General features: G+C 57.6%; 9 protein-coding genes and 3 pseudogenes. 2 read left to right on the top strand and 10 right to left on the bottom strand.

Going from position 1 to position 12112, the window contains the following annotated elements:
• Position 1: 1 nt before the first annotated feature.
• Together BM317_RS25925 and BM317_RS25920 are read right to left on the bottom strand one after the other, a co-directional pair.
• Positions 2-442: a nuclear transport factor 2 family protein gene (locus BM317_RS25925; RefSeq protein ID WP_092170136.1), complete on the bottom strand. Its 441-nt coding sequence runs from the start codon at positions 440-442 to the stop codon at positions 2-4.
• Positions 443-749: 307 nt separating this feature from the next.
• On the bottom strand, positions 750-1052 hold the full coding sequence (locus tag BM317_RS25920) for a Dabb family protein (protein ID WP_092170469.1): 303 nt from the start codon (positions 1050-1052) through the stop codon (positions 750-752).
• 164 nt (positions 1053-1216) lie between these two features.
• Here BM317_RS25920 and BM317_RS31280 point away from each other — a divergent pair.
• Positions 1217-2271 (top strand): annotated as a pseudogene (locus BM317_RS31280) (transposase); the annotation flags it as partial.
• Between the two features lie 463 nt (positions 2272-2734).
• Here the strand turns inward: BM317_RS31280 and BM317_RS25905 are convergent.
• From BM317_RS25905 to BM317_RS25890, 4 genes are read right to left on the bottom strand one after another with little or no spacing between them, the layout of a single operon-like run.
• Positions 2735-3571, bottom strand: a complete 837-nt coding sequence (locus tag BM317_RS25905; protein WP_092476807.1) for a sugar phosphate isomerase/epimerase family protein — start codon at positions 3569-3571, stop codon at positions 2735-2737.
• Position 3572: 1 nt separating this feature from the next.
• Positions 3573-4814: an NAD(P)/FAD-dependent oxidoreductase gene (locus BM317_RS25900; RefSeq protein WP_092170150.1), complete on the bottom strand. Its 1242-nt coding sequence runs from the start codon at positions 4812-4814 to the stop codon at positions 3573-3575.
• 9 nt (positions 4815-4823) lie between these two features.
• Positions 4824-5144 carry a MocE family 2Fe-2S type ferredoxin gene (locus tag BM317_RS25895; protein WP_018608132.1) on the bottom strand — a complete coding sequence of 107 codons (321 nt, stop codon included), beginning with the start codon at positions 5142-5144 and terminating at the stop codon, positions 4824-4826.
• Between the two features lie 36 nt (positions 5145-5180).
• Positions 5181-6269 (bottom strand): fatty acid desaturase family protein, encoded by a 1089-nt coding sequence (locus BM317_RS25890; protein ID WP_092170154.1) that lies wholly within the window; start codon positions 6267-6269, stop codon positions 5181-5183.
• A 162-nt stretch (positions 6270-6431) separates the two neighbouring features.
• On the opposite strand from BM317_RS25890, the gene BM317_RS25885 reads away from it, so the two are divergent.
• Positions 6432-7481, top strand: a complete 1050-nt coding sequence (locus tag BM317_RS25885) for a LacI family DNA-binding transcriptional regulator (RefSeq protein ID WP_092476805.1) — start codon at positions 6432-6434, stop codon at positions 7479-7481.
• Positions 7482-7801: 320 nt separating this feature from the next.
• Here the strand turns inward: BM317_RS25885 and BM317_RS25880 are convergent, their stop codons facing one another.
• From BM317_RS25880 to BM317_RS25865, 4 genes and pseudogenes are all read right to left on the bottom strand, one after another.
• The gene (locus BM317_RS25880; protein ID WP_092476803.1) at positions 7802-9043 is read right to left on the bottom strand and encodes a DUF1835 domain-containing protein; all 1242 of its coding nucleotides are present in this window, start codon (positions 9041-9043) and stop codon (positions 7802-7804) included.
• A 240-nt stretch (positions 9044-9283) separates the two neighbouring features.
• A pseudogene (locus BM317_RS25875) lies at positions 9284-9790 on the bottom strand (AAA family ATPase).
• Positions 9791-10067: 277 nt separating this feature from the next.
• Positions 10068-11496 (bottom strand): annotated as a pseudogene (gene ltrA, locus BM317_RS25870) (group II intron reverse transcriptase/maturase).
• Positions 11497-11873: 377 nt separating this feature from the next.
• A partial coding sequence (locus tag BM317_RS25865; protein ID WP_139236071.1) for a transposase occupies positions 11874-12112 on the bottom strand: 239 nt, incomplete at its 5' end.

Below are 12112 nucleotides of genomic sequence, written 5' to 3'. Positions count from 1 at the left end.
CTCAGCCCTTAAGTACCAAGCTGCCACGACGATGTGAGAACCGCCATCCATCATTCGTCAGGACAAATTCGTCATCGAATTGGCCATACATTGGTGCACCTTCAAGGGGGGCAGGATGCGCAGATGAAGCATCTCCATTCGACACGTAAATCAGGTAGCAGCGACCACGCGCGGTCGACGCTGATGTCTGCTCAATCAGAATGGTAGCCATGATGTGCAGTGCTAACCGTGTTGGCCGGTCACGGAACATGGAGCGGATAGCTTCACGACCTTGAAAGTAAACATCCGGGGCCAAAGGTCGCGAAAAGCGGGCGTCCTCAACGAATAGTTCGGCAATACCGTCATGATCCTGTGCATCGTTCAATTGAGCGAATTGCTTGATTAGGCGCTCACATGCCCATTCGGCAGCTATGCGCTCGTCAAGAGAGATGGCTTGAGACATGGGGTTCTCCTTTTATTATGGTGACTCCATGTTCCCGCCATCTTCGCCTGCAAATCGCCTCTCGAAAGATAGGCGCCCCGCCGTCGCGACGTTTGTTCGATAGGTTAATGACGCATTAATGCAAAGTGGTATTGAGCTGCCCCTATGCAAAAAAAACGAACCAATTGAGGGGGACGGGCGTAGTAACGCAAGCAAAAAAATCAGGACAACGCTACAGAATTACCGTCTCATGCAGAGAGAAAATTGCGAGGAAGCGTTTCGCCGCAATAGCAGCAATCCTGATTTAGAGACGCCCATTCAGCCAGTCTTACTCGGACTGATAGTCGACTTGGTGACGAGTAATACGCACCCCTATCAAGAGATCACGTACACGCAGATGCTCCGGGTGCATGGCGTAAGCATTCAATGCAGCCTTTGACTCAAACTCGGAGTAAAGCACCACGTCGCAGCTGTGTTCGAAATGGCAGTAGTCAATGCCGATTTCAATGTGCAGCATGCCTGGAATACGCCCGCGTAACGCCTCAAAAGATTGTTTAACCAGATGTGCTGCAGCGCAGCGTTTCGCCTCATCATCCCCCACAACCTTCCACATAACGATGTGCTTAATCATTTTTACGCCCTGAGAAATTGCGAACGGCCAATTCAGCACGACTTGACTTGGCGAAATCACCTTCCATTAGATAGCAAGGCCTTTCTATTTTTTGCTGCTGGTTCTACAAACCGCAGAAATGTAGGGAACAGCCTCAAGGGTTACAAAAAGTACATTCACATAGGTGTCGCCAATTAGTTGTGCTCTGTCATTAGTTGGAAATGCTTGGAAAATCTGGTCACCATCAGGGTAGTAAATTTAAAAAAATCAACAACCGCGACCGCCATTTCACCTGCGCAAAACTGAGCGACGAACGAAGTGAATTGAATCGAGCTTCAATCGTTACCAGACAGCACTCGATGCTGCCGATCAGCAAGAGCCACAGCTTCCGAGCTGAGCGCCGTACGGCTGGAAGAAAAAGTCGCCAAGCTCAAAACGCAAATGAAAGAGCTTCAAACGATCAAAATCCAGCTTAATGCATCGAGAATAAATAGGTCTCAATGACCGGTTCAAACAGTCGCTTCATGATGATGTACGGCACCGCAATCGTTGTTTACAACGTATAGACAGGGGTCGATAGGCACCATTTGATCATTGCCATGAATTTACTAACGTCGGTTCCGACCGAGATCAACTCAGCTCGACGGCCAAGCAGGCCCTTGAAGCTACGGCGTCAGAAACTGTGTCGATAGTAGCCGATTGAAGTTACTTCAAAAGCGAAGATATCGTGGCTTGCCATGATGCAAGCATCACTGACTACGTGCCCAAGCCGATGACTTCTGGAGCCAAAGCGGACGAGCATTTCAATAACGATGCCTGTATCTGAGGCGGCAAAAAACCAAGAAATTTGCCCCACTGGAGAGGCGTTGACCTGGCGCTATCCCAACGTTGAAAACGGCCCGACGCTGCATCGTCACTGGAATTCGAAATGCCGGGCGGCGCAATGAAAACGCGGTGCACACCGAGCACGAAATGGTAGATTAGACGCCGTGAGCATGAGGCCGTAGTGGATGAAATGCAGAATAGGCTGAGCAACACGCCGGAGATGATGCTGTTACGCAAACAGAAGGTTGAGTGTCCATTCGAGGCACTCAAACAACGAATGGGCGCCACGCATTTCCTGGCACGAGAACTGAACAAAGTAAGTGCGAAGATCAACCTGAACATCCTCGACTACAACTTAAAGCGGGTTATGAAAGCTCTCGTTACCTGCGGCTTAATAAAGTCGCCGTCGGCCTGAGGAGGTCTGTACTTTGGTCCCCCCGCTGCTCGCCGATAGTGCCTCAGTGCATTCATACACTCTGGACCACTTGCGACCACTCATATAGGGCTTGATGTCCCGAAGCCGACCAGAGACAGGCCCGCTCCCTGGAGCGTCCTTAACTCCACTCCTGCTCAGTGAGGCTCCGAATTCAGTTGCCTGGCCTCATGCGGCGACCTTCGCTCCACTCCTTGAAGACGCGAGTGAAGGCGCTGTGCTCCGAATAGCCCGGCAGCATGGCACACCGGAACAGTTCGAGGATCTGCCCTCTGTTCAGTTGTGCAAGTTCGGGTGGGGTGCTGCCGCATTGGCCACCGTGGATCTCAATCGAGATTGGACACCGCATTTGATTCGCATGGTTGACTGGTTCGAGGCTCGGCAGGCAAATGATGGTTCCAGAGACACCATCGATACAAACCGTCATAACCCGTCATGCCTTAGATCAGCGCCCCGCCTGACATTCATCCCAAACACCCCGCATCAGTTCCTTCAGCGTCAGCGCCTCGCGCCAGCGATCCGTTATGTCGCGCCCATCACTCCCTGTGATCGCATAGGGTGGCGGGCCAAGTTCACAGGTGAAGGACAGGCTCGCGGGTGTGTTCGGTCGCGCGAGCCAATCCTTGATCCCGTAACGCCACCAGCCCAGAAACCAGTCCAACCAGAGGCGATGCTTGGCGAAGGTCAAGGGCACCTGGACCTGCTCACTATTAGCGACCCGCCCGTGAAAACCCCAACTGTGTCGTAGGATGGTGTGAATCTGTTCGTCGTCTTCGGCCGCGGCCGACTCAGGCAACTCGCGGCCCACGACGTAATGAGACAAGTCAGCCAACAACTTGAGGTCGGGCATCTGCGCGAGCAAGTCGAGGGTGAACAACAGGTCACTGGTGAGACGATAGCGGTGGGTTTCCAGCAGGATCGGAAAGTCCACCTGCTCGGCCAGACGCTGCCAGCCTTCGACCAGAGTGATCGCTTGTGCCAGCGTGCGCGGCCGGACATCGGCTTGCAGCGTGAGGTGGTGGCAGCCGTAGCGGGAGGCAACCTCAAGCGCTTGCGCCAAGTCACTCACGGTGCGAGGAAACAGTTGACCTTCGATTTGCAGGCCTTGCGCCTTGGCAGCGGCATGCAGGCGCTCGGCCTGTGGCGCGATCCAGAAATGGTCGGTGATCCCATCGAAGCCAGCAGCGGCAATCTTCTCCACCTGCGCCTCCAGGGAAAGATCGCATTGACCACGGTGATCTTGCATGGCCCACAGGGACTGAAATACCAGGAACTCACGCATGTCAGGGCCTTAGTAGATGTTTGAGAGGCACATCGGCATCGGCCAACGCGTCCACAGAGAGTGGGGTCAGGTTGGCAATCAGCCGTTCACACAACTTGATGTCCTTGGCAACGCTGTTGCCCTGCCCCCAGCCGCAGGCGCCTTGCAAACGTTGCTCGGTGTCCAGGTAGAACAGCAGCAGACCACCGCCTGCCAAGGTGCGAGCGGCGGAAAGTGGCGCCGGTGAGATCACGCCCACCGTCTGTAAACCCCAGTCGTACTGATCAGACCAGAAGCCGGGAACACCTTCGAACGGCAGCTCGCCGCCCAACAGATTCAATGCCGCGTGACGGCCCTGGGTCTCGGCATTGCGCCAGGTCTCCTGGCGCTGGAATAACGCGTCGGCGTGCAGGCGAAACTCACACACATCGCCGGCAGCAAAGATGTCCGGCGCGCTGGTGCGCAACTGGGCATCGACTCGAATTCCCTGGCCCACCTCAAGCCCCGCCGCCGCGGCCAATTCGATGTTGGGTTGCATGCCGATACCGACTACCACCCAGTCACAGGGCAACACCTGGCCGTCCACCAGTTGCACCGCCTCAGCGCGTTCGATGCCTTGTACCCTTTCAAGCGCTACGTTCAGCCGCACGTCCACGCCCTGTTGCCGATGCAACTCCAACAAGGACTGGGATACGGCTTCAGGCAAGACTCGCCCGGCCAGTCGTGGCCCGGCTTCCAGCAACGTCACCTGACAGCCTAAGGTTCGGGCCGTTGCCGCGACTTCGAGGCCGATAAAGCCACCGCCGATGATCACCAGGCGCGTGCCGGGCATCAATGCGCTGCGCAGGGCCAGGGCTTCGTCATGCGTGCGCAGGTAAAGCACGTTGGCCAGAGGTTCAGGCACCAGGGACAAGCGACGCGCTCTGCCCCCGGTTGCCAACAGTAATCGGCTGTAAGGCAACCAACGTCCGTCGGTCAATTGCAGGCGGTGGTGCTGCGGATCCAGGCTTTTGACCGGGTTGCCCGCCAGGTGTTCGATGTTCAATTCAGTGAGCCGGCTATCGCTCCACAGGCTGCAATCGTCCAGGTCCATCGTGCCCTGCAGCAAGCCCTTGGACAGCGGAGGACGTTCGTACGGCAAATGGAGTTCATCGCCGATCAGGATCAGCCGACCGGTATAACCCTGCTCGCGCAAGGTCAACGCCGCGCGGCCACCGGCATGGCCGGCGCCGACGATAATCAGTGGAGCATTCATGGCGTGCACTCCTGGCGGTCAAGCCGAAATGGCGAGCAGAACCCGTCCCGCGTCGACCCGTACCGGATAGGTCTTGAGGTTGACGCACACTGGCGCCCCCAAGGCTTTGCCGGTGCGATAGTCAAAGCGCCCATTGTGCTTGGGGCACTCGATGACGTGGTCCATCACCAGGCCGTCAGCCAGGTGAATCGACTCGTGAGTACACAGGCCGGCAGTGGCAAAAAACTCGTTGTCAGCAGAGCGGTAGATGGCATAGGTATGCGGACCGTGGTCGAAGCGAATGACGTCTTCTTCATTGATTTCGCCCACGGCGCATACATCGATCCATTGATCGTTCATGGCGTTTTCTCTTGTTCGGGATACAGCCGGAAGGTGTCAGCCCAGGGTGGCTTCAGCCTGTGGATGAGCGTCGGTGGCAGGCCTTGAGCTACCGACGGGGCGGCGCACGAAATACGTCGGGTCCTTGCGCTGCTTCAAGAGGGTCGGAATGATTTCCTTGAAGGCCTCACCTATGTTGGCGTAAGGCGGCGGGCAGTCGTGGCGGATCTCTTCATGGAGTTGCGCCAGGGCGTGGTACGGCACCATCGGATACATGTGGTGCTCAAGGTGATAATTCATGTTCATGTACAGAAAGCGCAGTACCCGGTTCATATAGATGGTGCGGCAGTTGCTACGGTGGTCCAGCACATCTTCCGCCAGGCCTACATGTTGGGTGAGGCCAAACAGGTAGGACAACCAGCCGCCATACAGGATGGGCAGGCCGATATACATCAGCGGCAACCAGCTGTGCAGGTAAAGCGCCGCGCCAAAGATAACGGCGTAAATCACGAGCCAGATACGGGCCGCCAGGAACACCTTGGGCCACTCGGACTCAGGGATGAACGTCTGTTCCTGGGCATTCATTTTGCCAACCGCGTGCCGGCACACGCCCCCCATCGTCTTCAGCAGCAACGGGATCTGGAACAGGCTCAGCAGCATCATGAACAAGCTCGGTGGACGCGGTTCGACGATTTCCGGATCGCGGCCGACGACGATGGTGTCTGTATGGTGCCGGGCATGGCTCCAGCGCCACACGTGGGGCTCGAACATGCACATGAAGCTCGCCACCTGGTAGAGCGCATCATTCATCCAGCGAGTCTTGAAAGCCGTGCCGTGACCGCTTTCATGCCAGCGCGGGTTGGAGGCGGTGGCGTACAGAACGCCATACGCAAGAAAAAACGGCACACAAGCCCAAGTGCCCCAGAACCAGTAGCCGCCGAAGCCGGTGATCAGCAGGGCCAGCAGCCAGATGGCGGTGTCGAGCAAGGCCGGGCCGTCGCGGCGCTGCATCAGTTGCTTCATACGTTGACGGGAGATGGGCGACTGGTACCAACTGGCCGATACAAGGCCTTTTTCAGCCGCGCGGGCAGCTTCAGGGCCGGTCAGGCGATAGTCGCGAGTAGAGGCTGTGTTGTCTTGAGACATTGTTATTGTTCTCCGCAAGCGTGAGATGTCAGGTGCTTTGCGTAAGAAAATATAGAGAGCGTGAAAGGCCCTCTCAAGGTCTTGAATACATTCCCTATCAAGCTATCATCCAGCTACTGCAGGGCTTGATAGTTTTCTATCAAGACGCTTTGAAGGTCCATCATGAATAACAATAAACGCCCCACCATCGCCACGGTCGCCAAACACGCAGGCTTAAGTGTCGCCACCGTCGACCGCGTGCTCAACGCTCGCGCCCCGGTTAATCCAGCCACAGCCGAACAGGTGCTTCAGGCCGCAGAAGCCGTGGGCTATTTTGCCGCACGGCTGATCGGCCAACGTATTCTCGAACGTCGCCCCACGTACCGTTTCGGCATCCTGCTGCTGGGCACCGCCCAGGCGTTCTACGCCAACCTGGCCCAAGCCATCACCGAGGCCGCGCAACGCCAGGTCGGGGCCAACCTGACCTGCCAATTCGAATACGTTTTTGATCGCACCCCCAGCGCCATCATCGCCCAGATCGAACAGTTGGCGGTGCAGTGCGACGGCCTGGCGGTGGTCAGCTTCGCCCACCCGCAGATCAACGCCGCCCTTGCCCAGATTCGCGAGGCTGGCGTGCCCGTGGTGGCACTGCTGTCGGGCATTCATGAGGCGGCGACCGAGCCCTATGTCGGCCAAGACAATCAGGTCGTCGGGCGCACGATGGGGTGGCTGCTGGCCCGCACCTGTGGCGCGCGCAAAGGCAGCATCGGCATTCTGCTCGGAGGTCATCGCTTTCTTGGCCACCAGGCGCGGGTCGAAGGCTTGCACAGTTACTTGGCCGAACACGCACCTGGGCTGCGCCCGCTGGAGCCGCTGATCAATCTGGACAACTGCGACATCACCGAGGAAGCAACCCTCGACCTGCTGGTTCGGCATGACGATTTGCGCGGGCTATGCGTGGTAGGCGGCGGTGGCGACGGGATTATCAACGCGTTGGCGCAACTGCCCAAGCGCCCGACGCTGTGCTGCATTTTGCAGGAGTCCACCGAGCTGTCACGCCAAGCCCTTGCCCAGGGTTTGGTCGACGTGGTGATCGACTCTCAGCCGCGCCAGACTGCAACGGCGCTGGTGGATCTACTGGTGGAATTGCAGACCGCGGAGCAGTTCGATCCTGTGCGTCACCGGGTGCATATTCCGCTGCAGATTGTGACATCGGAGAATACCCAAACCTGATGGGCTGGCGGCACAATCTGTTCAGCCCTTGATGGCGCGGTTAACCGCCACCTACTACGGCTTCAGCTGACTTCTGCGCATTCAGTCCCGTCCCTCCTAAACGCTCGGTAGAGGACTTTCACCTCCAAGTCACCAGCGTGGCCACCACAGCCAAACTGGTTGCGCTTACGCGCAACGCGCCATGCCTGGCACACCAGTGACGCTTGATGTCTACCTATTTAAGTGGACACCATTTTTAGCTCATGCAAGCAGGATCGCCATGCATCAACGGAACTCAAAGCCGTTCAAATCCCAGGTCGTCCAAGAAGGCTTGCAATCATTCAGCGCCGCCATACCTGCCCCTCCGCGCTGACCACCCAGGGCGTCTTGCCGGCAGCCAAATGCACCCCACCCACCCAACGCTCCGGCGGCTGTTGGTCGAGCCAATGCGCCTGTCCGGTGAGAACCCTGACACCCAGCTCCGTCAACTGTAGAAGTCGTTGCGGCCAGGTGTTTCCCTGCCCTTCGCGCAATAGCGGCTGGGGCGCATCGATCAATGGCCGCAGCAATGCATGGAACATCAAGTCGCCCAAGTACGGTAGCGGCTCATCGTGCTGCATTAATTGGGCGAACACCCGACCTGCGGGCAGCTCGCCATGCTCTCCCAGGATGCGTAGCACCAGACGCTCGGTCAGACTCAGGCCGTCGTCTACGCCCGGAAGCTCCTGTAGTTGCCGTGCCAGGGCGGGGCCCAGCAGCGGCAAGACCGGATGCTGCTGGCCCGCCAACTGCGCCCACTGGCGCGGATCCGGCGCGGTATACGCGGCCCACGTCTGGCGCGCCAGCGCCAGCGCGTCGTCCCCTAGCGAGCGGCGTTGTGGCCAGAGCCAGGCGAGCAGATCTGGCGCCAACTGACCGATACCAATAAACCGTTCAACTCCCGGCACCTGGGCAATTTCGATCAGTTCGAGTCGGCGCGGTCGGCTGGAGAGGCTTGCCAGCAGACGGATCAGGAACAACTGGTCATAGGCGTCGGCTTCGCACCAAAGTACCACTTCGCTATCGGCATGAAGTTGCGCCAATGCCAACCTCTGTGTGGCCTGGCGCTGTGCGATATCACTGGCGGCAAGGCCGAACGCCTGTTGCGCATAGGCGCTGCGTACCTGCCAGTACTCAGGTTCCGGCAGTGTGGGGACTGGCCCCATCACCATCGGGTCGTCGAACATGTGAAACGCGCCTTGGAAGCCAGCAGTGCGCAAGCTGTGCTCGATATCGTTGCCGCACCGCCAATGCTGTACTGCGGTCTCGTCATCGGCAACGAAACCCGGATGGCGCGCGGCGAAGGCCACTGCATCGGCGTGGGCTCTGAGCTTGGGCCAGCTGGCGAAGCCGGCCTCGCGGGCCACCAGCCACTGGGTGTCAGCGAGACAGTAAGCGGGACCAGGCAAGCCGAGCGCGCAAAGCTGTGCGCGAGCTTCGCTGGCCTGGTTATCTTTCAACGCCGTCAACAAGCGCTTGGCGCGTTTACGCAAGGTGGGTAGATCGAGGCGGCCGTGATGGCGGGAAGTATTAATGGCGGGCATGCCAACTCCTTGTCTGGCTCGGTCCGCCCGCAAGCCGGGAGTTGGAAAAAGAAAATAAGTAAAACGAGCCTGGGTTGCCCCTTCGCGCGGACCGCGGGCGCAGCGAACGCCTAAGACCAGACTCTAGCGTTAAGCGCTGAGTGAGGCAACGCTCGCCCACAAAAAACTCCGTTGGTGCGTATGGCGGGACAGGGGTAAGTGAACGGGTATTACGCCTTGCCGCATTGCACTTAGCGGACGCTACGCACCGGCCAGTAAGCGTTTGGCGAGCATCGATACGGCTTGAATCGGCGAAGTCAGGGCCGTGTCTATCGTAAACGGTGCTTCAGCCCACGCTTCATATTCGTGATCCAACACAGATTGCTAGGTTGGTGGAGTCAGCCCCGAAATATCACCCAGCCTTGTCTCTACACGACGCTGATGTTCATTTTTGTCCGAACAAATCACTTCAATATTCATCAACCGAACACCAGCCCTTGAGGCGATTTCGCTCCAGGCCAATCGGCTTTCGATCACTGGATTTACACAGTCAACGATGACGGTACGTCCTAGATCAAGATTACTCAGCGCAAGTTCATTAGCGACCATGTAACCACTACGCCCTACATCTTGAGCAAGTGCACCGGAATTTCGTATCGCTTGCTCAATAGTATCGATCCGCAGGTAGAGAGCGCCTATCGTATCGACCAGCCCTTTGGCAATAGTGGTTTTTCCGGTGCCAGGAAGACCGCTGAATACGATAAGCATTATCTGTCCTTTACTGTGAGTTAACTCAACACTGGCCTTGGCCAGCTGCCCGATCTCATTCGCCCGCTGCTCATTCGGCCCCGTAGGGCTCGAACTTCTTGTAATGAGGTGTAATTGTCTCTGTTTATCGCTCAGCATAGGATGATCCCAAGAAGGAGCGGTCCGACGTTTAGCACAGCGCATCAAACGTTTAGGCATTTTACAGGATCGAGTAGGAGGCGTATTTACATCCGCCGTCCTCTCACACCACCGTACGTACGGTTCCGTATACGGCGGTTCAGACTGTGCGGTTAAGCCGGTTTATCGTATCCAGTATCCAGTATCGAGACCAGACCCAGTCGATCCCATAGCTTCTTCGGTAGCGCCTGATTCATGTGTGGTGCCCCCGAGTTCCACCATGGGCCTCGCCCATTAGAGGCTGATGCGCAGGCGCGCCCTTCGCCGATTCCCAGACGTATCAGGTTGCGAGCCCTCGTCGAGGGTTGCTTCCATTGACGCCATACCATGCAGCGAAGTTTGTGACGTACCCAGCCATCAAGCTTCTCCATCGCTCGCTTGCCTTGAGTTAACTTGAAGTAGCCCGCCCAACCGCGCAGCACGGGGTTTATCCGCTCGATGACATTCGCCATCTTGTGCCCCCGCGCTCCGCGCAACAGGTCTGTGAGCCGGTCGCGCAAGCGACCCAGGCTTATCGTTGCCACTCTAAGCCTTGGCTGTTGATGCCAGCTCATCCCATACCCCAAGTAATCACAGACCCAAGATCCTGCTACCCGGCTCTTTTCCCGATTCAGCGTCAGTTTCAGCCGCAGACTCAGGAAGCGCTCGACACCGGCTATCACTCGCTCGCCTGCACGACGACTACGTACATAAATGTTGGCGTCGTCGGCATAACGCACGAAGCGATGGCCCCGCCGTTCCAGTTCGCGGTCGAATTCGTTGAGCAGGATGTTCGACAGCAGTGGCGAGAGCGGGCCGCCTTGCGGCGTGCCCTCTCGCCGTTGGCTGACGATCCCGCCCACCATTACACCGGCTTCGAGGTAACGGCGGATTAGCCTCAGCACCCGTTTGTCTTCGATTTGACGCTCTACACAGGCCATCAATACATCGTGGTTGACCCGATCAAAGAACTTCTCCAGATCGAGTTCCACGCACCAGCGGTGACCCGCAACCACATGGGCACGGGCGGTTTCGATAGCTTGGTGAGCGCTTCTACCTGGACGAAAGCCATAGCTGTAGTCCGAGAACAGAGGATCGAAGATCGGCGTGAGCTGTTGCAGCAGAGCTTGTTGGATCAGGCGATCCATCACATTGGGGATACCCAACTGACGGGTTCCGCCTTTGGGTTTGGGGATTTCGACGGCGCGTGCACCTTGCGGGTGATACTCACCGGCCAGCAACCGAGCCTTGACGATAGGCCAATACTGTTTCACGTAATCCGCCAATTGGTCGACCGTCATGCCATCGGCACCCGGTGCGCCCTTGTTGCTGACCACACGTTGATACGCACGTCTGAGGTTGGCGGGTGCAAGCACTCGCTCCATCAGCGTGTCCGGCTCCGCGTTCGTCCACGTCACAAACGCCGTTGATACCTGTGCGCTGTCAGCCGTCATCCTCGGATTCTGTCCGGGACTCGGAGTCACAGTCTTCTCTGGGAGAAATTTCTGCATTTCGGTATTCAACGAGACTCTGACGCCTACCGGCGGCACAACCTGTTCGGCCCTTGGTGACGCGGTTAACCGCCACTTACTACGGCTTCGGCTGACTTCTACACGTTCATCCCGTCGCCTCTCGACGCTCGGTAGCACATTGGCAAACGGGCAGATCTCCCAGGGTAATTCGCGCGACCTTCCTGCTTATGCCTGTCGGATCTACGTCACAGCGTTCCGTGCAAGTATTGGGCTTTGGCAATTTTGGGCTTCCTTCAGATTCGCAGTCACCCGCGACACCCTTGCCTCTGGCTAACACTTCCCCTTGCCGGGTGTGTAGAGGACTTTCACCTCCAAGTCACCAGCGTGGCCACCACAGCCAAGCTGGTTGCGCTTGCGCGCAACGCGCCATGCCTGGCGCACCAAAAAAAGGTTCTTCACGGATTACCGGGAAAGACGCTCTTGATCTTCATGAAAAAGAATTCGCTATCCCGGTAACCGTACGCCATCCGCTTGATGACCTTTATTCGATTGTTTATTCCTTCCAACTGACCGGTGTGCATCGGCCAGCGAACCCGGCTCACGATGCCCCGCCAGTAACCCTTTAGCCGTTTGGCGAACTGGATCAGAGCTGGTATTTCGCTTTCATGCGCATGGCGCAGCCATTGCTTCCAGG

Origin of the sequence: Pseudomonas sp. NFACC24-1, assembly GCF_900115235.1 — a bacterium.
GTDB classification, from domain to species: domain Bacteria; phylum Pseudomonadota; class Gammaproteobacteria; order Pseudomonadales; family Pseudomonadaceae; genus Aquipseudomonas; species Aquipseudomonas fluorescens_AA.
Note: the sequence above shows the minus strand (reverse complement) of the source record. Positions and strands in the feature narration are given on the sequence as shown.